General features: G+C 64.9%; 20 protein-coding genes and 1 riboswitch. Of the genes, 8 read left to right on the top strand and 12 right to left on the bottom strand.

Features of this window, described 5'->3' with window-relative positions; translation table 11 throughout:
- Positions 1-56: 56 nt before the first annotated feature.
- Entirely contained in the window at positions 57-1,445 is a 1,389-nt protein-coding gene (locus R2N16_RS07805) for an MdtA/MuxA family multidrug efflux RND transporter periplasmic adaptor subunit (RefSeq protein WP_316665061.1), read from the bottom strand.
- A 253-nt stretch (positions 1,446-1,698) separates the two neighbouring features.
- Between R2N16_RS07805 and R2N16_RS07800 the strand changes: the two genes are divergently transcribed.
- The 3 genes from R2N16_RS07800 to R2N16_RS07790 all read left to right on the top strand — a co-directional run bounded on the left by R2N16_RS07800 (position 1,699) and on the right by R2N16_RS07790 (position 4,251).
- Positions 1,699-2,430 (top strand): response regulator, encoded by a 732-nt coding sequence (locus R2N16_RS07800; RefSeq protein WP_316665060.1) that lies wholly within the window; start codon positions 1,699-1,701, stop codon positions 2,428-2,430.
- Complete coding sequence (locus R2N16_RS07795) at positions 2,414-3,700, top strand: ATP-binding protein (protein WP_316665059.1); 1,287 nt, start codon at positions 2,414-2,416, stop codon at positions 3,698-3,700. Before R2N16_RS07800 ends, R2N16_RS07795 begins: the two co-directional genes overlap by 17 nt.
- A 116-nt stretch (positions 3,701-3,816) precedes the next feature.
- Positions 3,817-4,251, top strand: coding sequence for a putative hemolysin (locus tag R2N16_RS07790; protein WP_316665058.1), 435 nt, complete (start codon positions 3,817-3,819; stop codon positions 4,249-4,251).
- An 82-nt stretch (positions 4,252-4,333) separates the two neighbouring features.
- Here R2N16_RS07790 and R2N16_RS07785 read toward each other — a convergent pair whose 3' ends face one another.
- Complete coding sequence (locus R2N16_RS07785) at positions 4,334-6,031, bottom strand: phospholipid carrier-dependent glycosyltransferase (RefSeq protein WP_316665057.1); 1,698 nt, start codon at positions 6,029-6,031, stop codon at positions 4,334-4,336.
- A gap of 134 nt (positions 6,032-6,165) precedes the next feature.
- On the opposite strand from R2N16_RS07785, the gene R2N16_RS07780 reads away from it, so the two are divergent.
- Positions 6,166-7,137 (top strand): LysR family transcriptional regulator, encoded by a 972-nt coding sequence (locus R2N16_RS07780; protein WP_316665056.1) that lies wholly within the window; start codon positions 6,166-6,168, stop codon positions 7,135-7,137.
- Here the strand turns inward: R2N16_RS07780 and R2N16_RS07775 are convergent.
- Genes R2N16_RS07775 through R2N16_RS07765 form a run of 3 tightly spaced genes read right to left on the bottom strand, consistent with a single transcriptional unit; the run spans position 7,131 to position 10,206 of the window.
- Positions 7,131-8,057: a 2-hydroxyacid dehydrogenase gene (locus R2N16_RS07775; protein WP_316665055.1), complete on the bottom strand. Its 927-nt coding sequence runs from the start codon at positions 8,055-8,057 to the stop codon at positions 7,131-7,133. The genes R2N16_RS07780 and R2N16_RS07775 overlap by 7 nt on opposite strands.
- A 5-nt stretch (positions 8,058-8,062) precedes the next feature.
- Positions 8,063-8,863, bottom strand: coding sequence for a class II aldolase/adducin family protein (locus tag R2N16_RS07770; RefSeq protein ID WP_316665404.1), 801 nt, complete (start codon positions 8,861-8,863; stop codon positions 8,063-8,065).
- Positions 8,864-8,886: 23 nt separating this feature from the next.
- Positions 8,887-10,206 carry an MFS transporter gene (locus R2N16_RS07765; protein WP_316665054.1) on the bottom strand — a complete coding sequence of 440 codons (1,320 nt, stop codon included), beginning with the start codon at positions 10,204-10,206 and terminating at the stop codon, positions 8,887-8,889.
- A 384-nt stretch (positions 10,207-10,590) separates the two neighbouring features.
- Here R2N16_RS07765 and R2N16_RS07760 point away from each other — a divergent pair, with 384 nt between their 5' ends.
- Together R2N16_RS07760 and ribB are read left to right on the top strand one after the other, a co-directional pair.
- Positions 10,591-11,814, top strand: a complete 1,224-nt coding sequence (locus tag R2N16_RS07760) for a Zn-dependent hydrolase (protein ID WP_316665053.1) — start codon at positions 10,591-10,593, stop codon at positions 11,812-11,814.
- Positions 11,815-11,906: 92 nt separating this feature from the next.
- Positions 11,907-12,076: riboswitch (FMN riboswitch) on the top strand.
- 126 nt (positions 12,077-12,202) lie between these two features.
- Positions 12,203-12,928, top strand: coding sequence for a 3,4-dihydroxy-2-butanone-4-phosphate synthase (ribB, locus tag R2N16_RS07755; RefSeq protein ID WP_316665052.1), 726 nt, complete (start codon positions 12,203-12,205; stop codon positions 12,926-12,928).
- A 36-nt stretch (positions 12,929-12,964) separates the two neighbouring features.
- Here the strand turns inward: ribB and R2N16_RS07750 are convergent, their stop codons facing one another.
- The 5 genes from R2N16_RS07750 to R2N16_RS07730 all read right to left on the bottom strand — a co-directional run bounded on the left by R2N16_RS07750 (position 12,965) and on the right by R2N16_RS07730 (position 17,868).
- Positions 12,965-13,591, bottom strand: coding sequence for a bifunctional 4-hydroxy-2-oxoglutarate aldolase/2-dehydro-3-deoxy-phosphogluconate aldolase (locus R2N16_RS07750; protein WP_316665051.1), 627 nt, complete (start codon positions 13,589-13,591; stop codon positions 12,965-12,967).
- Between the two features lie 34 nt (positions 13,592-13,625).
- The gene (locus R2N16_RS07745; protein ID WP_316665050.1) at positions 13,626-14,978 is read right to left on the bottom strand and encodes a GntT/GntP/DsdX family permease; all 1,353 of its coding nucleotides are present in this window, start codon (positions 14,976-14,978) and stop codon (positions 13,626-13,628) included.
- Positions 14,979-15,072: 94 nt separating this feature from the next.
- A complete protein-coding gene (locus tag R2N16_RS07740; protein WP_009240594.1) occupies positions 15,073-15,459 on the bottom strand; it encodes a RidA family protein in 387 nt (128 codons plus the stop codon).
- Positions 15,460-15,500: 41 nt separating this feature from the next.
- The gene (locus R2N16_RS07735) at positions 15,501-16,985 is read right to left on the bottom strand and encodes a D-aminoacylase (protein ID WP_316665049.1); all 1,485 of its coding nucleotides are present in this window, start codon (positions 16,983-16,985) and stop codon (positions 15,501-15,503) included.
- A 13-nt stretch (positions 16,986-16,998) separates the two neighbouring features.
- A complete protein-coding gene (locus R2N16_RS07730; protein ID WP_316665403.1) occupies positions 16,999-17,868 on the bottom strand; it encodes a MurR/RpiR family transcriptional regulator in 870 nt (289 codons plus the stop codon).
- Positions 17,869-18,030: 162 nt separating this feature from the next.
- Between R2N16_RS07730 and R2N16_RS07725 the strand changes: the two genes are divergently transcribed.
- Both R2N16_RS07725 and R2N16_RS07720 read left to right on the top strand, forming a co-directional pair.
- A complete protein-coding gene (locus tag R2N16_RS07725) occupies positions 18,031-19,308 on the top strand; it encodes an amino acid deaminase (RefSeq protein WP_316665048.1) in 1,278 nt (425 codons plus the stop codon).
- Between the two features lie 12 nt (positions 19,309-19,320).
- A complete protein-coding gene (locus R2N16_RS07720) occupies positions 19,321-20,253 on the top strand; it encodes a sugar kinase (RefSeq protein WP_316665047.1) in 933 nt (310 codons plus the stop codon).
- Positions 20,254-20,261: 8 nt separating this feature from the next.
- Here the strand turns inward: R2N16_RS07720 and R2N16_RS07715 are convergent, their stop codons facing one another.
- Positions 20,262-20,465: a hypothetical protein gene (locus tag R2N16_RS07715; protein WP_316665046.1), complete on the bottom strand. Its 204-nt coding sequence runs from the start codon at positions 20,463-20,465 to the stop codon at positions 20,262-20,264.
- Between the two features lie 89 nt (positions 20,466-20,554).
- Complete coding sequence (locus R2N16_RS07710; RefSeq protein ID WP_316665045.1) at positions 20,555-22,984, bottom strand: penicillin acylase family protein; 2,430 nt, start codon at positions 22,982-22,984, stop codon at positions 20,555-20,557.
- Positions 22,985-23,005 lie beyond the last annotated feature (21 nt).

Here is a 23,005-nt window from a genome sequence, read left to right as displayed (position 1 = left end):
CCAGCTCGGAACAGAAGACTTCGTCAGGCGAGTGCACGCGATGCACGACGCAGGGGTTACGGCTGGGCGGCCGGGGCGCTCGCAGCGGGTGCCGAAGCGCCACCCTGGCCACGGCGATGACGTCCGCCCTGGTGGGCTTGGCCGGCTGCGGGTGCGCTTGCAGGAGCGGCACCCGGTTGGATCACCTCCACCGGCGAGCCGTCGCGCAGCTTGTCGGCGCCGTCGGTCACCACGCGCTCGCCGGGCTGGAGGCCTTGCGTAACCGACACGCGCTCACCTTCGGTCACGCCCAGCTTGACCACACGCAGCGCCACCTTGCTGTCTTCGCCAACCACGTAGACGAAGGTGCCCTGCGTGCCGCGCTGGATGGCCGCGCCCGGCACGATCACCACGTCGCGCAGGGTATCCACACGCATGCGCACGTTCACGAACTGGTTGGGGAACAGCATGGCGTTCTGGTTCGGGAACTGCGCGCGCAGCTTGACCGTACCGGTGGTGTTATCAATGGTGTTGTCCACGGTCATGAGCACGCCGCGCGCGAGTTGCGTGGTCTGGCCGCGGTCCCAGGCTTCCACCGGCAGCTTGTCGCCGGACTGCAGGCGCGGCATGACCTTGGGCAGGCTGTCTTCCGGAATCGAATAGATGACCGTGATCGGGTCGATCTGCGTGATCACCACGATGCCGTTGGTGTCCGACGCGTGCACGATGTTGCCCGGGTCCACCTGGCGCAGGCCCACCCGGCCAGACACCGGCGCGGTGATGCGCGTATAGGAAAGCTGCACGCGCGCATTGTCGACGTTGCCCTGGTCCAGCTTGACCGTGCCGTCGTACTGGCGCACCAGCGCGGCCTGCGTATCCACCTGTTGCTTGGAGATCGAATCCTGCGAGAGCAGCGTCTGATAGCGCTGCAGGTCGAGCTTCGCGTTTTGCAGCAGCGCCTGATCGCGCGCAAGCTGACCTTCTGCCTGGGCGAGCTGCGCCTGGTAGGTGCGCGGGTCCACCTCGGCCAGCAGGTCTCCGGCCTTGACGGTCTGCCCCTCCGTGAACGCCAGGCGCACGAGCTGGCCGTCCACACGTGTCTTGACCGTCACGTTGTTGACCGGGGTGACATTGCCCAGCGCCGACAGCACCACATTGATGTCGCCCTTGACGGCCGTGCCCACCATCACCGGCATCGGCTTGTTGGCCATGGCCGCCCCGCGGCCGCCCGGACCACCTCGGCCACCCGGGCCGCCCGCGTTGCGGTACTTCGCGTGATAGACCGCATAGCCGATCAGCACCAGGATGATGATCACCACCCAGATGCCCCAGCGGCGGCGCTTGCCACCCTCACGCGGGGGCGGCAGCAGCGTTGAAGACACCTCGTGGGGCGTCTCTTTCCCGTCGTGTGTGCGGCGACCGGCGTCGTCAAACTGGCCGGGCTTCTGGTCCTTGGGATCGGACATGTTGGCGTTCCTGTTCTTAGCAATATGGGGACGAGCGCACATGATAGCTGGCGCCCGTGCCAGTCAGACCGCAGCTTAAAGGCAACGTCTTTGCGCAGAATTAGTCGCGCAGCGGGTTCTATTACGGCAGATTACAAACCCATTGCGGTGTTACCGAGAGAAACAATATGGTGAAAATGCGCCGGATTCGTGGTGGCCACAATCGCTATCATGAGCACACCTTCCTGCGTCTACCAGACACTCCACCAGACAGATGAGCAGCACCAAGATCCTGGTCGTCGATGACGACGTCGAACTGCGCGACCTCCTGCGCGAATACCTGACCCAGCAGGGCTTTGCCGTTTCCGTGCTGCACGACGGCGATGGGCTGGGCGCCCGGCTCGAACGCGAGCGCCCCGCGCTCGTGGTGCTCGACCTGATGATGCCCAAGGTGGACGGCCTGTCGGCCCTGCGCGACCTGCGCGCCCGCAACGACGACGTGCCCGTGATCCTGCTCACTGCCCGCAGCGACGAGATCGACCGCATCATCGGCCTGGAAATCGGCGCCGACGACTACCTCGGCAAACCGTTCTCGCCGCGCGAGCTGCTGGCCCGTATCAACGCCGTTCTGCGCCGCCGCCTGGCCGTGCCGGCTTCGGCTCCGGAAGACCGCGACAGTTTCAGCTTCGGTCCGTTCAAGCTCAATTTCCGCATGCGCACGCTGTTTCGTGGCGATCGCGCACTCTCCATCAGCGATACCGAGTTCGCGCTGCTCAAGCTGCTGATCGCGCATGCGATGCAGGTGCTCACGCGCGAGCACATCGTCGAGCTGATGTACGGGCCGGGCAGCGGCGTGTCCGACCGCGGCATCGACGTGCAGATCTGGCGCCTGCGCCGCGTGCTGGAAGAAGACGCCCAGCGCCCGCGGTACATCCAGACCGTGCGCGGCCGCGGCTACACCTTCGTGCCGGACGAGCGGGAAGAGGTCAATGAAGTTCAAGACTAGATTCGACACGCTCTTCGGCCGGTTGGCCGTGCTGATCGTGGTGGTGCTTGTGCTGAGCCATTTCTCGTGGCTTGGCGTGCTGCGCGCGGAGCGGCGGGAGCGGCAGTTCCAGGCTTCGGTAGACCAGATGGCGTTCCAGTTGCAGGCGTTCCAGGCAGCGATGGATGGGCATCTGCACGTCAAATTGCCTGACCTCGTGACCGAAACCGCTGAGCCGCCCCCAGGCGACGCGTTGTCGGCATCGGACAAGTCTGCTGAATTGGTGCGACAGCTTGCGCGCCGCTTGCCGTCGGACACGCAATTGCGGTTGGAAGCGGGCCCCACACCGCGCGTATTCGTGCGCTTTCCGCAGCGCAACAAGTGGATCGCCATGCCGCTGGTGTGGGTGCATGCGCCGCCCACCATCTCGGCCGTGGTGCCTGGCGTGATGGTGGTGCTGGCGATTGCCATTGCGTTCTCGCTGTTTGCGGCCTGGCAGATCCAGCGCCCCGTGCGCGAACTGGCCGATGCTGCCGGTGCGCTGGCCCGGCGCCGCTATGTGGCACCGCTCAAGGAGCGCGGCCCGTACGAACTGCGCCAGTTGACCGTCCAGTTCAATCATATGGCCGCGGATCTGTCGGCCACCGACGAAGAGCGCAACACCATGCTGGCCGGTATTGCCCACGACTTGAAGACGCCGCTGTCACGCCTGCGCTTGCGTGCCGAAATGCTGGCCGACCAGAAAGCCGGCGCCGGTATCGAACGCGACGTCGAATCCATGTCGGCCATCGTCGAGCAGTTTCTCGCCTATGCGCAAAGCGGCGACAGCGAGGCGCGCGAGGTGTCGGTCGACCGTCATCTGCGCGGCCTGGTGCAGCCGTTTGCCGAGCAGGGCAAGCATGTCGCGCTCGATCTGCATGCGGGAGATCGCTTCCGCCTCAAGCCCACGCATCTGGAGCGCATCGTCGTCAACCTGCTCGACAACGCGTTCGCGTATGGCGCCGAGCCGGTCAATGTGCGCACCGCCGTGGACGAGACCGGCTATACGCTGACGGTGGAAGACCATGGCGCGGGCATCCCCGCTGCCGACGTTGACCGTGTCATGCGGCCCTTTGTGCGCCTGGACCCGGCGCGTGGCGGCAATGCGCACTGCGGGCTTGGCCTGGCAATCGTCGATCGGCTGGTGCGCCACCTGGGCGGCGATCTCGCGGTCGGGCCGACGGCTGCGGGCGCGGCATCGCCGGGCTTCCGTATCACCATGCGGTTTCCGGCCTCAACTGCGGCGGCTTGATCGCCGGATCGCCCGATCGCCCGACTGACATACGGGTAAGCGCTTGCGTAAGCTATCCTAGGCGGGGCGCGCGCGTTTGTTGCGTGCGCCCACCAGAACTCTCGGGAGGAAAACGCATGAATCGCGCTGTCTGTCTCGTCAAGGATGCTGGCCAGGCCCGCAAGGCCGCCGCCGTTGCCGCCTGTGTGCTGGCGATGGGTCTGGCGGCTTGCTCGTCGCCGATGCCTCCGTGGCAGCCGCCGCGCATGACCATCCAGCCCGCGCCGCCGCCCGTACCCACGCCTGCACCCGTTACTACCTTGCCGCCTTCACCGGCCATGCAGCCGGCGCCGTCCGAGCCGCCTCCATATGCACCGCCCCCTGCCGCAGGCACCGAGCCCCCTTCCGCAACGCCGGGCATGGCGAATCCTGCATCCACGTATTGCCTGCAGCGCGGCGGTCAACTTGAGTTTTCCACGCGTGCCAACGGTGCTGACGTGGGAATCTGCGTGAGCCCCCGCGGGGATGAATGCGAGGAATGGGCGTTCCTGCGCGGCAGTTGTACATGGTAAGTGCCGGCAGTTGCCGCAGGTAATGAAAAGGGCCGCAGATGTTGCGGCCCTTTTGTTTGGCAGATGCGCTGCGTTGAGGTGTTTATCGCCGCGCCACCACCACCTTGTCGGCAGATTCGGCCACCAGGCGCATCGGCACGCCGGCTTCCTGCAGCTTCTGCCATGTCGTGCGGCGCATGAAGGCGTAGGCAGGCGGCCCATCGGTCCAGCGCTTGATCCATTCGTCCGTGGTGGCAACCACCTTGCTCGGCTCCAGGCCGGCACCCATTTCCAGTTCGTCAAAGCCCGAGACCAGCGTCATCGGCCGACCGAGGTAGTAGATGGCGGTCTGGTCCAGCCATTCGACGGAGTAGAACGGCGTCTCGGCGGGAATCGGGCCCGTCGCATTCAGCGTTTTTTCGATGACGTCACGGGCGGACAGCGCATCGCGGAAGATCTCGCTGGCGTTGAGCACGCGGTCCCAGCAGAACAGGGCGGACATCGACAGCACGATCACGGCCACGGTGCGCTGCTGCCAGCGCAGCGCCACGAGTGCGGCCAGCGTGCCGACAGCCAGCATGGCCATCACCTCGCGCAGCGCCGGCATGGCTATCGCAACCTGTTCGGCGGGCATCTTCGCGCCGGCCTTGGCGCCGATCATCGGCACGGCAAGCCATAGCCCGATCGCGATCAGCAGATTGATGCCCAGCGACCACGCAACGGCGCGCGTCGGCATTTTCTCCAACGCCAGTGCCAGCACAATCGCGAGGGCGGGGAAGGCCGGCACGATATAGCCCGGCAGCTTCGAGCTGGATGCCGAGAAGAACAGGAAGATCATCCCCGCCCACGCAATCGACCAGCGCATCAGGTCAAACTGCCGCGTGCCGACGAAGAGATCGGCCACGCGACCCATGCGCCGGCCGATGGCCGCAAACAGCAGCGGCGTCCATGGCAGCAGCCCCGCCGCGCCCACCGCGATGAAATACCACCACTTGCCGCTGCGATGGTGCTCGTTGGTCAGGAAGCGCTGGAAATGCTCGTGGATGAAGAAGAAATTGAAGAACTCCGGGTTGCGCTGCTGCACGATCACGAACCACGGCACCGTGGCGACCAGGTACAGCGCAAGGCCCGGCAGCCAATGCATGCGGCGGATCAGCGCCCAGTCGCGCGTCATCAGCAGATAGGCCACGCCGATCAAGCCGGGGACTACCAGCCCGATCAGCCCCTTGGTGAGCGTTGCGCCGGCCAGCGCCAGCCAGACCACCAGCATCCATGCGAGCTGCCCGCCACGCGATGCACCCGGCCGCTGCGCCAGCGCAAAACCACACGCACCGACTGTCAGGAAGAAGCCCACGCCCATGTCGAGCGTGATGACCTGCCCGAACAGCAGATACAGCAGCGACGAGGCGAGAATCGCCGCGCCGGTTGCCGCCGCCCGCCCACCGCGATAGACCGCCAGCGTCCATGCCGTCATCAGGATCCCGCCCAGGCCGAACAGCACTGGCCACAGGCGCGCACCCCAGGCGTTGACGCCGAATGCCTGGAACGTGGCGGCCGTCGTCCAATACTGCAGGGGCGGCTTCTCGAAATATTTGAGATCGTTCAGGCGCGGCGTTACCCAATCGCCGGAGACCACCATCTCGCGCGGGATCTCCGCATAGCGGCCTTCGTCTGGGCGGAACAGGGTGGAGCGCTGGAACAGGTCGTCCGTCCACAGCGCGAGGAACACGGCGACGAGCGCGACGACGATGAGCGCCATCCACGGCGAGCGGCGGCGGGAAGAAACAATGCGGGATTCCATGCAGGGGGGTGATCTTCGCGGGCACGGTCGGAAAGGGTAGGATTCTAGTCCATGCCGGGTTAACCGATGGTTAGCCGCATGGCATGTGGCTTGCATTGGCCGAACGCCCCCAACGACCCCACGCAATACGCCCGATGAGCAAGGCCAAGCTCGATACCTACCTGAACGACCGCCTCGACTGGAACCTGCTGCGCACGTTTCTCGCCATCGCGCGGGAACGCAGCATCAGCCGCGCCGCAACGCGCCTGCACCTGACGCAGCCGGCGGTGAGCCAAGCGCTCAAGCGGCTTGAAGATCAACTCGGCCTGCAATTGATCGACCGTCAGGCCAACCCCATTGAAATCACGCGCGCCGGCGAGGAGGTCCGCTTGATTGCCGAGGAGGTCTACGGCACCATTTCGCGCCTGTCGCAAGCCAGCCGCGAAGGCGGGCACGAGATCGCGGGCATGGTGCGCGTGGCCATCGTCAGCGGGCTGGATTTTCCGGAGTACGACGCGTTTCTCGGGCGTTTCCATCGCGATTACCCGCGCATCGAACTCGAATGCCAGGAGATGCGCAGCGCCGACGTGGTGCGCAGCCTGGAATTGCGCACGGCCACGCTGGGTCTGTCGCCCAAACGGGCGCTGCCGAAGAAGATCGAGCACCGGTTGTTCCTTCGCCAGCGCTACGCCTTGTTCTGCGGGCAATACCATCCGCTGTTCGGCAACGCCAATGTGCAGATCGCCGATCTGGCGGGCGAGAAATTTGTTTCGTTTACCGGCGACAAGATCGGCGATCCGCTCTCGATGCTCACGTTTTTCCGCGACGAGATGGGCCTGACAGGCCCGGTGGTCGGCTCGTCGTCGAGCATGTGGGAAGTGCGGCGCCTGATCGTGGCGGGCTTTGGCATCGGCTGCCTGCCCGAGCACGTAGCGCAGGACGATGTGGAGCAGGGCCGCTTGCAGCGGCTGCCGCCCGAAGGCGGTGTGGCCGATGTCGACATGCACCTGCTGTGGATGGCCGACCGCAAGTACAGCGCGGCGGAAGCGGCGTTTCTGGAGGCACTGCACCGCTTTATCGATGCACGCTATCCGCAGACCGCTCTGAGGACGATGAGCGGTCAGTAACCGCGCTTGATATCCACCACGTTGGCGAGCGCCTCGCCCTTGAGCAGGCGCCGCACGTTCTGCGCGACTTGCAAGCCGATGGTGTCTGAGCTGGCGACTGAGGCCATATGCGGCGTGACGATCAGATTGGGCGCACTCCAGAGCGGATCGCTCGCGGGCAGCGGCTCGTTCGGAAACACATCGACGATGGCGCCCCCGAGGCGGCCGCTTTGCAGCGCTTCGAGCAGATCGTCTGCGACCAGGTGTTCGCCACGCCCGACGTGAATCAGCTTGGCACCTGGCTTGAGTCGCGCGAATGTGTCTGCGTTCAGCAGGCCCCGTGTGGCTTCGGTCAGCGGCAACAGGCAGATCAGAATATCGGTGCCGTCGAGAAACATCGGCAAGCCAGCCTGGCCGCAGTACACACCGATGCCGGGCAGGTCATGCGATTGACGCGCCCAGCCGCGCACAGTAAAGCCCAGGCGATGCAGTTCTTTGGCCACATGCGAGCCGATTTCTCCCAAGCCCATCACGCCCACGGTACAGGTTGACGGATGTTGCTGCAGGGGGCGCAACCACATTGCGTTGCGCTGGTTTGCGAGCACGCGGTCCAGCTGTCGATGGAAATGCAGCACACCCCAGGTGATGAACTCCGCCATGCCGCGTGCGTGCTGCGGGTCGACCACGCGGCACAGCGGTACCGCAGGCAGCGTGGGGTCGATGAGGATGTTGTCGACGCCCGCGGCGATGCTGTGCACGAGCCGCACGCGCGGCATTGCGGCGATTGCACCTGCGGGCGGGTTCCAGCAGACGGCGACTTCCGCGTCCTGCGCGGCGGGCTCGCCATACATGCGCACATCGAACTCCGGCGCTGCGCGCAGGATGGACGGCACCAGGTGCGACATGTCGTAGTCGCGGCTGATGAGGGTGAGGGTCGTCATGCGCATCAACTCCGGTAATCGGAGCGGGATGTGTCGATCAACCGCAGCGCCGCCAGCCATGCGCGGCGCGCGATGACAGGGGACGCTTCCCGATTGAACTGGGCGGCTGTGCGCTGGCGCACTTCTTCCGGCGGAACGCGCAGCGGTGCGCCGCCGGCCAGCGCCTGAATCTGTGCCTGGCAAGCGCGTTCGAGAAAATAGATCTCGTGAAACGCATCCGCTGCGGTGTTGCCGCCGGCAAGCAGCCCATGGTTGCGCAGGATCATCGCCTTGTGTTGGCCGAAGTCATGCACGAGGCGTTCGCGCTCGCCCAGGTCCAGCGCGATGCCTTCGTAGTCGTGATACGCGAGCTTGCCGTAGAACTTGAGCGCATGCTGGCTGATCGGCAGCAGGCCATGCTCCTGGGCAGACACCGCAATGCCCGCCGCCGTATGCGTATGCACCACGAAGTGCAGGTCATCGCGCGCTGCATGGATGGCCGAGTGGATCGTGAAGCCGGCCGCGTTGACGGCGTAGTGTTCAGGGTCCGCGTCGGCACGTTCGTCGATGACGACGCCGTCCAGATCGATCTTGACGAGGTCCGACGCGCGCATCTCGCCGAACAGCACGCCGTAGCGGTTGATGAGGAAGGTCGGGCGGCCGTTCTCATCGGGCAGGCGTGCCGTGATGTGCGTGTCGATCATGTCCGTCATGCGGAAATGGTCGACGAGGCGGTACAGCGCGGCAAGATCCGTGCGGATCTGCCATTCGACTTCAGAGAACACCGCGGAGCGGCGTGTGTGCAGCGAAACGTGTTGGGCTTCCATGGGAATACGGAGGGAGGTGGACATCAATTCGGGGCGAGCACCGCGGATTCTTCAGGCTGCCTGCCGTCGCGATACCGACCCAGACCGATGATGCCGACGAGCGAGATTGCGGAGAGCACCGTAAAGAACAGGGCCAGCGGCAGCCATTCGCCCTTGTAGCGTTCGGCGAGCATGGTGCCGATCAGCGGCGTGGTGCCGCCCGCGATCATGGTGCAGACCTGATAGGCGATCGAGATGCCCGAGTAGCGCACGCGTGTCGGGAATGCGGGCGTCATGAAGCCCGCGATGACGGCATACACGGCCGACAGCGTGATCACCGCCAGCGTGATGCCTGCCACCATCGCCACCGGGTTTTGCGTGCTCACCAGCAGGAACATCGGATACGGCGTGAGCATCGAGATGAACGCAGCCCACGTCAGGAAGCGTGTATCGCCGTAGCGTTGCGCCAGCAGCGCCGACACCGGCTGCGACAGCAATTGCAGGATCGTCACAACGAACAGGCAATCGAGAATCAGCGCCTTCGACATGCCCAGGTACGTCGTCACGTACGAAATCATGAACGTGTTGGTGAAGAAGAAACCTGCGGAGCCGATGGTGGTGGCCATGGCTGCGAGCGCGATGGGACGCCACGCCGTGCGCAGGACTTCGCCGACCGGGTTGTCGAGCACCTCATTGTTCTTCTTCATGCGCTCGAACTCGGGCGATTCCTTCACCCCCATGCGGATCGCCACCCCCACGAGCAGCAGAACGAAGCTCGCCAGGAACGGCAGGCGCCAGCCCCACGTGATGAAGCTTTCATGATCGAGCGATGACACCAGCCGGAACGACAGCAATGACAGGATCAACCCCACCGGGCTGCCCATCTGCGGGAACGACGCGAAGAACACGCGCTTGGCTTTCGGTGCATGCTCGCTTGCCATCAGCACCGCGCCGCCCCATTCACCGCCCACCGCAATGCCTTGCAGCACGCGCAGCAGCACCAGCAGGATCGGCGCCCAGATGCCGATGGTTGCGTAGCCCGGCAGCAGGCCGATGCCGGTCGTGGCAATGCCCATCAGGAACATCGTCACGAGCAGCATCTTTTTGCGGCCGATGCGGTCGCCCAGATGGCCGAACACGGCGCCCGACAGCGGTCGCGCGATAAAGCCCACGAAGAATGTGGCGAACGACGCCATCGTGCTCAGGAAATGGTTGCTGCTCGGAAAGAACACCTCGCCCAGTACGAGCGCGGCGGCGGTGGCATAGGTGTAGTAGTCGTAGAACTCGACGGCGGTGCCGATGAAGGCGGCGGTGGCTGCACGCACGGGCTGGTGCGTCGCGGTGGATGGTTGCGGCGTTGACATTGGGGCGTCCTCCTCTTTTGGGCGTGGCCCCGCCTGCGCGCCGCCGATGTTCGAGCATCGGTCTGTGCCGCGGAAACGGGGGTGTCAGTTGTCAGCCGACGCCGCCATTTATGCGTATCCACGCAGATGTCGGCAAATTCGCATTTTTGATTCCCCGTATTAGCCGGGCTTATGCCCTTGGATTGGGCTTTTACGCGGCGCTCTTGCGTCATCGTGGTGCGAACGTACTCCCAAGGGACGGCAGGATGCACGCTTCGCGCCAGCGATATTTGCCTGATTTATAGCCCGAATAAAGATTCGCAATTTGACGCGCATTTTGCGATTGCCAGATAAAGACGGCTGGATGCGCCGAGCCGGTCGGCGTGCATGCAAAGGAATGGACACATGTTGAAGGTCAACGGGGCGCGACTGTGGTCGAGCCTGATGGAAATGGCGGCGGTCGGCGGCACGCCCAAGGGCGGCGTGCGGCGCCTGGCGCTGACGGAAGAAGACGCGGCTGGCCGCGCACTGTTCGCACGCTGGTGCGAAGCGGCGGGTATGACGCTCAGCACCGACCGGGTCGGCAACCTCTTCGCGCGCCGCGCTGGCAAATCGGCTGAGGCGCGCGCCGTGGCGAGCGGCAGCCATCTCGACACCCAGCCCGAAGGCGGGCGCTTCGATGGTGTCTACGGTGTGCTGGCCGCGCTGGAAGTCGTGCGCACGCTCAACGATGCGGGCGTCGAAACCGACAAGCCCATCGAGATTGTCGTGTGGACCAACGAGGAAGGCGCGCGTTTCACGCCCGCCATGTTGGGCTCTGCCGCTTTTGCGGGCGTCATGCCGCTGGAACAGGCGCTGGCCTCGCGCGATGCGCAGGGCATCACGGTGGCCGATGCGCTGGCGGCGACGGGTTACGCAGGCGAACGCGCCATCCCCGGTGCGCCGTTCGATGCGTATTTCGAGGCCCATATCGAGCAAGGGCCGACCCTGGAAGAGAACGGCGTGCCGATTGGCGTCGTCACGGGTGGGCAGGCGATCCGCTGGCTCGATGTGCGTGTGCAGGGCCAGGCTGCACATGCGGGAACGACGCCCATGCGCTTTCGCCGCGATGCGTTGTTTGCGGCGGCTGAGATGGCGGCCTCGCTGGAAGCGCTGGTCGACAGCTTCGCTCCGCATGGCCTCGTGACCATTGGCGAAATCGGCATCCGCAATGCCTCGCGCAACACTATCGCCGCCGATCTCACCTTCACGGTGGACTTGCGTCACCACGAAGACACGCGCATCGCCGCGATGGAAGCCGCACTGCGCGAGGGCTTTGCGCAGATCGCCGCGCGTCGGGGCGTGGCCGTGCAGATCGACCAGCATTGGGTGAGCCCGGCCACGCCGTTCGATACGGCTTGCGTGAAGGCGGTGGCCGATGCGGTGAAAGCACTCGACTACCCGCACCAGCGCATCGTGAGCGGCGCGGGGCACGACGCCATTCACATTGCCAAGCATTGCCCCACGGCGATGATCTTCATCCCGTGCGTCAACGGCCTGAGCCACAACGAAGCCGAAGATGCGTTGCCCGACGACGTCACGCGGGGCGCCGATGTGCTGCTGCATGCCATGCTGGCCCGGGCGCAGTGAGCGAGATAGCGCTTTGCCCGACCCGTCAGTAGGGTCGAATCATTGCAACTTGTTGCGGTAGCATTGCGCCTGCCGGCGATCCTGCCGGTTCAGTACGTCTTCAGGGCGGGGTGGAATTCCCCACCGGCGGTATGCGGACTTTGTGTTGTGTGAATGAGGTCCGTGAGCCCGCGAGCGCCCGGTATGCACCTGCATATCGGGGTCAGCAGATCCGGTGAGATGCCGGGGCCGACGGTCAGAGTCCGGATGGAAGAAGATGTGCGGAACAACACGCTCCCGCCCTGCGGGCGCGTCTGGCCATGTGCCGGGCTGCGCCGCCGCATGGCTCGTGCGTGTTTGTCTGCTTGCCCTGGAACGTCTTGTCGCCAATCTTGCGAGGAGCGTTTCCATGTTGTCCACCCAGCAATCCCCTGCAGTTCATCCGCCCGTATTGCCTGCCAGCAGTGCGATCCTTGATGCCATCGAAGCCCGCTTTGATCCGGCAGACATGCCTGCACGCATGGCTGCCGCGCTCGATGCGGTGCGGCTTGGCGTGCCCGTTGTCGTGCTCGACGATGCCGACCGCGAGAACGAGGCCGACCTCATCGTCGCGGCCGACAAGCTCACGCAGGCCAGCATGGCCATGCTCATTCGCGAGTGCAGCGGCATCGTCTGCCTGTGCCTGACGGCGCAGAAGAGCGCATCGCTCGGCTTGCGCCCGATGGTGGAAGACAACCGCAGCCAGTACGGTACGGCGTTCACTGTGTCGATCGAGGCGCGCACGGGCGTGAGCACCGGCGTATCCGCGGCGGACCGCATTACGACCATCCGCGCAGCCATCGCGGCAGATGCCGATACGCAATCGGTGGTCAGCCCCGGGCACGTGTTCCCGCTGGTGGCAAAGGAGGGTGGAGTACTGACGCGGCGCGGTCATACCGAAGGCTCGGTCGACCTGGCGCGCCTGGCGGGCTTGCCGCCGGCCGCAGTGCTATGCGAACTGATGCTGCCCGATGGAACCATGGCGCGCCGTGACGATGCGGTGCGCTTCGCTGATCAGCACAACCTGCCGGTGCTGACCATTGAAGACATCGTTCAGTATCGGGAGCAGATGGAGCGCGCGGTCAGCTTCATTTAAAGCCCAAGCCGGCCGCGCGAAAGAGGTGAAGCTGTTTTACCGCTTGAGCGCGGCGGCTTCCTTGGCAAGCGCCGTGATGCCTGCCCAGTCGCCGGCAGCGACCTTGTCCTTGGGCACCATCCACGAGCCGCCCACACACACCACGTTGGGCAGTGCGAGGTACTCGGGCGCGCTTTGCGGCGTGATGCCGCCGGTGGGGCAGAAACGCACGTCGCCGAACGGGCCGTAGATCGACTTGAGCATCGGGATGCCGCCAGCCGCTTCGGCCGGGAAGAACTTGAGCGTGGTCAGACCGAACTCCAGCGCCAGGATCAGCTCGGATGGCGTGGCGATGCCCGGCAGCCAGTCCAGTTCGGCCTTCGCCTGTGCCACGGCCAGCATGGGCGTAATGCCCGGCGACACCGCGAACACCGCACCGGCATCCTTCGCCCGCTGGAAATGCTCCGGCCGCGTGAGCGTGCCGGCACCCACGATGGCATCGCTGCCCAGGTCTTTCACCACCGCGCGGATCACATCCAGCGCCACCGGCGTGCGCATCGTGATCTCGAACGTGCGGATACCGCCCTCGTACAGCGCGCGGCACACCTTGACGCCTTCATCGACAGATTGGAACTGCAGCACCGGGATGACCGGGCCGGCCTTGACGACGGAATCGATACCCACAACGTTCTCCTAGATCAACTTCAACAGAACAAGCTTAAACGACGGTCGCCAGCGCAAGCGTGAGCAGCAGCGCGACGATCGAGATGATGGTTTCCAGCACCGTCCACGTTTTGAAGGTTTGCGGCACGGTCAGGTTGAAGTACTCCTTCACCAGCCAGAAGCCGCCGTCGTTCACGTGCGACAGGATCAGCGAACCGGCGCCGGTGGCGAGCACCATCAGCTCCGGCTTGACGGCGGCGCCCGAAGCCGCGGCGATCGGGGCGACGATACCGCAGGCGGTCGTCATGGCCACAGTGGCCGAACCCGTAGCGATACGGATCAACACGGCCACCACCCAGCCCAGCAGCAGCGGCGACAGATGTGCATCGGTGGCGACAGCCACGATGGCCTTCGACACGCCCGAATCGCGCAGGATCTGGCCGAAGCCGCCGCCCGCGCCCACCACCAGCGTGATCGTGGCGATCGGTGCCAGGCACTCGTTGGTGAACTTGAGGATGGTCTCGCGGTTGAAGCCGCGTGCCTTGCCGAACGTGTAGAAGCTCACGAGGGCGGCAATCAGCAGCGCCATCACCGAGTTGCCTGCCAGCTTGAGAATGTCGTTCGCCAGCGTCTTGGGTGTAGCGATCAGGTCGGCCCAGCTGCCGATCAGCATCAGCACCACCGGCAGCAGGATCGTGAACAGCGTCACGCCAAAGCCTGGCAGTTCGCGCGTCTGGTCTGCTTCAACAAATTGCGCGGCCAGCGGGTTGTTCTCGTCCGGCTTGACGTAGCGCGAGATCAGCATCGCCCACAGCGGACCGGCCAGGATGGCCGTCGGCAGGCCGACGATCAGCGCATACATGATGGTTTTGCCGATGTCCGCCTGGTAAGCCGTCACGGCCAGCAGCGCGGCCGGGTGAGGGGGGATCAGGCCGTGCACCACCGACAGGCCGGCCACCATCGGGAGGCCGACCATCAGGATCGGCGTGCCCGTGCGCTTGGCCACGTTGAAGGCAATCGGGATCAACAGCACGAAACCGACTTCAAAGAACACCGGCAAGCCGATGATGAACGCCACGACCATCATGGCCCAGTGAGCATTCCGTTCTCCAAAGGCACTGATGAGCGTTTTGGCGATGCGCTCGGCACCCCCTGATTCCGCCATCATCTTGCCGAGCATCGTCCCGAGGCCCACGACCAGCGCAATGTGGCCGAGCGTGCCGCCCACACCGGTTTCGAACGCCTTGACGATGTTGGTCATCGGCATGCCGACCACCACGCCCAGCGCGAGCGAGACGACGATCAGCGTGACGAACGGGTTCAGTTTCTGGACAGCAATCAGGTAGATCAGAGCGACCACCGCGAGCGCGGCGGTCAGCAATAGCGAGTTGCCTTGCATCGGGACCATCAGGTTTCCTCCTCAGGGATATTCACGGCTCTTGTTGTCATAGGCGCCCTGTCGTGCAGGACGCCCGTTTTGAACTGCGCTTTTGTATGGCGCGTTACGGCTTTTTGTACGCTACGCAATCGACTTCTACCTTGCAGTCGATCACCATGCTGGATACCACGCAGGCTCGCGCGGGCGGGTTGGCGCCGAAGTATTCCTTGAACACCTTGTTGAACGACTGGAAGTCGCGCGGATCATCCAGCCAGACACCGCAGCGCACGACGTGTTCGGGGCCGTAGCCGGCTTCGGCCAGGATGGCGAGGACGTTCTTGATGGTCTGGTGCGATTGCTCGACGATGCCGTTGCCGACCACCTCGCCGTTGACCATGGGCGTCTGGCCCGAGACAAACAGCCAGCCGTCTGCGCCTGCTGCACGGGCAAAGGGGAGGTGCTGGCCACCGGTGCCGGTGCCGCCTTCAACGCCAATTCGGGTAATCGTCATCGCTACGTTCCTTCTTTCAAACTTTCAAACAAACTCGGATTTCAGTGGACTTCCACGGCCGACGCCGCGTGCGAACGGGGCCCGCGCTTGAGGAAGCGCCCCGCGCCGGGTGTCTGTACGGCGCCGCCTTGATATGACAGATGGCCGTTGACCCACACGGCCGCAATGCCCGCCGCCGGTTGCTGCGGGTCGGTAAAGGTGGCGACATCGCGCACCGTTTCGGGGTCGAACAGCACGAGATCGGCCCAGTAGCCCTCGCGCACCAGGCCGCGTTCGGTGAGGCCGAAGCGCTCGGCGGACTGGCCCGTCATCTTGCGGATGGCAGCTGAGAGCGAGAGCAGCTTGCGCTCGCGGCTGTAGTACCCGAGCACGCGCGGGAAGGCACCCCACAGGCGCGGATGCGGTTTCGGATCGTTCGGCAGGCCGTCGGAGCCGATCACCGTGGCGGGGTGGGTGATGATGCGGTCTAGGTCCAGCGCCGACATGTTGTGGTACACGGCGCCCGCCGGCTGCAGGCGGCGCGCGGCTTCCATCAGGTCGGTGCCCCAGGCGGCGGCAATCTCCTTGAGCGTCTGTCCGGCCATCCCAGGCTCCGGCTCCGACCACGTGATGAAAATGTCGAATTCGTCCGTCACCTGCTTGAGGTCCAGCGTGGACGAACTGGCGGTGTACGGATAGCAGTCGCAGCCCACCGGCTGATAGCGCTGTGCACCTTCGATGGATTCCAGCACTTGGCCCGCGCGGCCCCAGTTGGCCGCGCCCGCGCACTTCAGGTGCGAGATCACGACCGGCACGCGTGCGTGCTTGCCGATGCGGTAAGCCTCGTCCATCGCGTCGAGAATCGCGGCAAATTCGGTACGCAGATGCGTCGTGTAGATGGCGCCGGCCTCGGCCAGCGGCTCGGCCAAGCCCATCACCTCTTCGGTGGTGGAGGCGAAGGCGTTGGCATAGGCCAGGCCGGTGGACAGGCCCAGTGCGCCGTGGTCGAGCGCCTCGCGCAGTTGCGTGCGCATGCCTTCAACTTCATCAGCGGTGGCGGGGCGGTCGAGGCGGTCCAGGTGGTTGTTGCGCAGCGCCGTGTGCCCGATCAGCGCGGCCACGTTCACAGCCGGTTGCGCGCGCTCCACGGCATCCACGTACGACGCGAAGGTCGGGTACGCAAACGCGCTGGCAGGCCCCAGCAGGTTCATCGGGTCCGGTGGTTCGCCCTTGAGCGTGGCCGGCGACGCGCTGATGCCGCAATTGCCCACGATGACTGTCGTAATGCCCTGCGACACCTTGCACAGCATGTCGGGCGTGCGGATCACGTTGGTGTCGTCGTGCGTATGCACGTCGATGAAACCAGGGGCGAGGACGCGGCCTTCGCCGGCGATTTCCGCATCCCCCAGCCAGGCGGTGGAGTCTGATGTGGCGATGGCGGCGATGCGCCCGTCGGTGATGGCGACGTCGAACAGCGTGGCCTCGGGTTCGTGGCCGCTGCCGTCCACAATGCGGACCTGGCGGATGACGGTGTCGTACTGCTGCATGTGCTGCTCCTGCTCAATCTCCGAGCGGCTGGCGATTGCCGCCGCCGCGATGCGCATCGAGCACGTACTTGATGCGCCGTAAGAGCTCCTTGCTGCGATCGGCCTGCTGCAGAGCGACCTCCGTGGCCAGCAGGTCGATCATCATCATCATGGCGTAGCGCGATGACGACGGCTTGAAGATGAAATCGGTTTCCATGGCCTGGATCGGCAGCAAGACATCGGCCAGCGCCGCCAGCGGCGAGCCGATGGCCGTGATGGCGACGATCTTGGCGCCGTACTCGCGCGCGATGGTCACGCTGTCGATCACCTCCGGCACGTGGCCGGTTACGGAAAACACGACCACCACATCGTCCGGGCTGAGCGTGGCCGCGACCATCCGCTGCAGCATCGAATCATGATAGGTGGTGACCGGCCGTCCCAGGCGGGCGAGGCGGTAGCGCATTTCGTCGGCCATGGTGGTCGAGCCGCCGCCCATGCCGAACACGGCAATCATGCGCGCCGCCGCCAGTGCGATTGCCGCAGTGCGGAACGCTTCGGGCTGCACCAGCGCGCGGTTGGCCTCCAGCACGTTGCTGATGTCGGCCAGGATGCCGTCTGCGCTGGAGGGCGGGCGGTCTGCACCGCCATCCAGAAAGCGCTGGCCGACTGCCGCTGCCTGCGCTAGCTTGAGCTTGAGTTCACGCACGTCGCGGCAACCCATCGCCTTGGCAAAGCGGGTGACGCTGGCCTCACTCACACCCGCGCGCTCGGCCAGCGTCTGGATGCTGCCGGCGGCGGCTTCTGCAATGTCGCTCAGCACCGTTTGCGCAACCTTCTGCTCGGCGGGGCGCAGTTCAGCGGCACGCTGGGAGAGTCGGGTCACGATGTCCATCGGTTCACGCATGGGGTCGGGCTTAAGTTCTCGCATTCTGGCCCCCGGTAGTCGTCCGGATAGCGGCTTGGAGAGTGCTTTGGTACTTTGTAACAGGCTGGCCCGGAGAATAATTTCGCCGCTATCATTGTGTCAACCCGATGTTTACCCCCAAAGGAACACGAGCCGAATCCCATGAGTGATACAAAGTACCAAGGAGACGCCAACGCCGTCGTCAACCCGCTCGACAAGGGCTTGGGTGCGTTGGAAACCGCATGCGCGCCGGAGCAGATTGCTGCCCAGCGCTGGAATGTATTGAACGAAGACCTGAACCTGCCCGCGGCGGTGCTCTCGCAATCGCGCGTGGAGCACAACCTGGCCTGGATGCAGCGCTTCGTGAGCGAATACGGTGCCAAGCTGGCCCCGCATGGCAAGACGACGATGGCGCCGCAACTGTTCCAGCGTCAATTGGCGGGTGGTGCATGGGGTATCACGCTGGCGACGGCGCACCAGACGCGCATCGCGTATGCCCACGGCGTACGCCGCGTGCTGATGGCCAACCAGTTGGTCGGAAAACGCAACATGGCCATCCTGGCCGAGTTGCTGGCCGATCCGACGTTCGAGTTCTTCTGTCTGGTGGACGCGGCGGATCAGGTCGATCAACTTGCCGCTTTCTTCGGCAAGGTGGGCCGTCCGATCCAGGTGCTGATCGAACTGGGCGTGCAGGGCGGCCGCACTGGTGTGCGCGACGACGCGCAACTACAAGCGGTGCTCGATGCGCTCACGCGTGCGAATGGCGCCGTCAAGCTCGCAGGCGTGGAAGTCTATGAAGGCGTGATCAAGGAAGAGGCGGATATCCGCACCTTCCTGCAGCGCGCCGTGAAGGTGGTGGGTGATCTGGCGAAGGCGGGCCGCTTGCAGCGCACGCCGGCCGTGCTGACCGGCGCAGGTTCGGCCTGGTACGACGTGGTGGCGGAAGAGTTCGCCAAGGCCAATATCGGCCAGCCGCTGGATGTGGTGCTGCGTCCGGGCTGCTATCTGACGCACGACGTGGGCATCTATCGCGCGGCTCAGGCCCGTATCGACGCCAACAACCCGATCGCGCACAAGATGCGTTCGAGCCTGCTGCCTGCGTTGCAATTGTGGGCCTATGTGCAATCCGTGCCGGAGGCCGAGCGCGCCATCATTGCGCTGGGCAAGCGCGACGCTGCATTCGACGCCGGTCTGCCGCTGCCGGTGCTGCATTTCCGCCCGGGCGACACGACGCCTTCGGCCACGCCCGCACACTGGGAAGTCACCGGCATGATGGATCAGCATGCCTACCTGAAGATCGCCCCCGGCGACGACATCAAAGTCGGCGACATGATCGCCTTCGATATCTCGCACCCGTGCCTGACGTTCGACAAGTGGCGCCAGATTTCGGTGGTTGACGATGCGTACAACGTCGTCGACGTCGTACAAACCTACTTTTGAGCGGGAGTGCCCATGGCAGACATCCTGGCCTATGGCGAAGCGTTGATCGAGTTCAACCAGGCGGATTCCGGCAGCACGTCGTGGAATTTTGGTTTCGGCGGCGATACGTCCAACTTCTGCATTGCCGCGGCACGGCAGGGCGCGCGTACCGGCTACATCAGCGCGGTGGGCGCCGACCGCTTCGGTCAGGCGCTACGCGCGCTGTGGCAGGACGAAAGCGTGGACCATACCTACGTGCACACCGATACGCAGGCGCCCACGGGCCTGTACTTCGTTTCGCACGATGCGCGTGGCCACCATTTCGATTACCTGCGCGCAGGTTCTGCCGCCAGCCGCTTCCAGACGGCGCAATTGCCGCTGCAGGCGATTGCTGCCGCCAAGGCGTTCCACCTGTCGGGCATCAGCCTGGCCATCAGCGATACGGCGTGCGATGCGGGCCTGGCCGCGATGGCGCATGCGCAGGCTTCGGGCGTGCTGGTCTCGTTCGATACCAACTTGCGCCTGCGCCTGTGGCCGCTGGCGCGTGCCCGTGCCGTTATGCGCGAGGCGATGCAAACCTGCGACCTGTGCCTGCCGAGCTGGGACGACGTGACCGTGCTGCTCGATTGCCATGATCGGGACGGCATTGTCGATACGCTCCTTGGTTGGGGCGTGAAGCTGGTGGCACTCAAGATGGGTGCGGAAGGCTGCTACGTGGCCACGCCTGAGTCACGTACGCTGGTGCCGCGTCATACCGTCAACGCCATTGATGCGACTGGCGCGGGCGATTGCTTTGGCGGATCGTTCGTCGCGCGCATCGTGGCGGGGGATTCCCCGGTGGAGGCCGCGCGTTATGCCAATGTGGCTGCTGCGATTTCGACCACTGGGTATAGCGCCGTGGCGCCGATCCCGCGTGCCGAGGCTGTGCGAGCGGCGTTGGCGGCGGCTCCCGCTGTTGTCGTCTGAGGCGAGCGTTAGCGCGCAGTAGCGTTGGCGCGCGCGTCGCCGTATTTGTCGTAAGAGGTTTTGGTGCGGGCTTCGCATTGGCTGCGCGCCTCGCTGTCCTGCGCGTGCAGGCATTGATTGCGTTGCCAATTCTGTGCGGTGTCGTACATCTGCTGGTTGGAGCATGCACCGACCAGCAAAGCAGCTAGCGGCAGGAGAAGGGCTGGTTTCATCGATAGCTCCCAAGGCTTGTGTCCAGAGAAAAACGCCACCGCATCGTACTGCGGTGGCGTTTTTGTTTTGGCGGTTGCCTTGCTGCGTGCTACTTGCCCGGCACCAGATGCACCCGCGACTCGGTTGCCGCCTCCACCGCCTTGCGCGAATACAGCAGCGGGAAGTATTCGCCCTTGAGCCACATCGGCGCGAGGTCGCGGTAGTGCGGGCTGTCTGGGTCGCCCGACTGGCCGGGGAGGTTGACGGCGCGGGAGTTGTCCCAGTTGCCGACGTCCACCACGGTGCGGAACGACGGGCCGTTTGTCTGCAGGAAATCGCTCGCGCGATACGTTGATTGGTTTGGCGTGTAGGGGCTGCCGCCTTCGGGTGTCGGGCCAACGTTGAGCTTGGCGCGCGTTGCTTCGTCGACGATGGCGGCGAACGGATGGGCGTTCAGGTTGTGGTGCAGTTGACCCCAGTTCCAAGCCTGCGGGTTTGGACCCTGGCGCTTCACCATGTCGGCCCACGCGTCTTTCAGGCTGGCGAGCAGCACGGCATCGCGCTTGGCGGCGGCCTGTTGCGGGTCTTCGCCAAACTTGCGTTCGCTGCCTTGCGGGTGTTCCAGCGTGTCCAGCATGACCGCTGTGTCGGGCGTGCCGACGGCATCCGCGCCGGCTTTGGGCAGCACGGCATACTTGAACGCGCGGCCAAGGTGGTGCGTGAACCAGACCTCATGCAGCGCGGCCTGCGGAGAATCCGACAGCATGGTCGCGTTCCAGCCCTTGAACAGATTGAGCGCGGCCTGCGTGTCGGCATCGTTGGACGACAGGGGCGCCAGCAGTGCCATCAGCCTGCGCGCCGGGATCGAGACCATGTCGTTCTGCAAGCGCATCGAATCTTCGATCGACACCTTGTCCAGCTTGGCCAGCACTTCGTCAATGCGCGCGTGGCGTGAACCGTTGGTCCACTCAAAGCCGAGCTTGCGATCGCGGTACGGGTAATCCGGCGGCAGGTTCATCTCGTTGGACGAGGTGAAGTAGCCCGACTTCGGGTTGTAGGTGTTGGGCAGTTGATCGCCGCGCCAGAAGCCGGCCCATTCGTAGCGGCCGTCGCCGGGTACGGGCAGCAGGCCGTCCCAGTTCGGGCGGATGGGGGCGAGGCCACCCGGCACCCAGCCGATGTTGCCCTTTGTGTCCGCGTAGACCTGGTTTTCGGTGGGTGCGCCCCAGTTCATCATCGATTGCTTGAACTGTGCGAAGGTGCGTGCGCGCATATAACCGACCGAGCCGAAATACGGCGACATGCCCGGCGACAGCCATGCCGAGCGCACGGCATACGCGCGGTGCTTATCTGCATCGATGTAGATGACAGGGCCGTGGCGCGTGAAGGTCAGATCGACGGGGCGGGACTCACCGCCGCGCACCTTCACGGTTTCGTGCAGCACGGTGAAGGGCTCCCAGCCACCGTTGTAGCGGTACTCGCTGTTGTTGGCCGGGTTCAGCTCGTAGACGTAGAGGTCTTCCTGGTCGATGTTGAAGATGGTCAGGCCAAAGGCGACGTGGCGGTTGTGACCGATCGATACGGCGGGCAGCGATGGCTCGCCGGCGCCGATGATGTCGAGCGTGGGCGTGCTGATGTGGGCGATGTAGCGCAGGCTTGGTGCGGAATACGCGCGGTGCGGGTCGTTGGCCATCACGGCGCGGCCGGTGGCGGATTTGCCCGGTGCGATGACCCAGTTGTTGCTGCCCTCCATGACTTCTTCGAGGTTGGTGGCGGCGGCCACGCGCGTGCTGTCGACATCGACGCCCTTGAGCGATTCGGGCGTGACGCGCACGCCTTGCGTGGCGAGCGTGAAGACCTTCAGCAGGTCTTTCGGCAGGCACGGGTCCAGGCCTTCGGGTAACTGGGTTTGCCAAGCAGGCTGCAGACCGAAGCGGATGGTGTCGTCGGCGAGGTTGGCCTTGCAGGCCACGTTGGCGCGTGCGACTTCCGATTGCAGATTGCGCGTCAGGCCGTGGCTGCGGATACGCACCACGTCTTCCGGCGCCCAGTGCGCGGGCGTGTAGTTCAGCTTGCGGAACTCGAACGGCATCTGCTCCGGATGCTTGCCCAGCCAGTCGACATACGCATTGATGCCAGCCACGAAGCGTGTGGCAATGCGCTGCGCATCGGGGCTGTAGTGGTTCCATTCGACCTGCATGTCACCGCGATAGACGAATAGCCGCGTGGCGCGATCCTGTTCGACATAGACGGGGCCGAACACTTCCGAAAGTTGCCCGAGGCCCCGGCGGCGCCACAGGTCGATCTGGAACAGACGGTCTCGCGCGGCGTTGAAGCCCTGCGCGAAAAAGCCATCGTCTTCGCTCTTGGCATAGATGTGCGGCACGCCCCAGCGGTCGATCAGGATGTCGGCGGGCTTGGACAGGCCGGGCACGGAGATGGTCTGGGTGGCGGCCCTGGGGGCGTCTTTGGCAACGGCCTGCGCGGACATGCCGAGCGCAACGGCAGACAACAAAATCGGAAGCGGGCGGATGGGCATGGCGATGCAGTCTCCTCTCTG

It is taken from the genome of Ralstonia psammae, assembly GCF_958405935.1.
Taxonomy (GTDB): Bacteria; Pseudomonadota; Gammaproteobacteria; order Burkholderiales; family Burkholderiaceae; genus Ralstonia; species Ralstonia psammae.
Note: the sequence above shows the minus strand (reverse complement) of the source record. Positions and strands in the feature narration are given on the sequence as shown.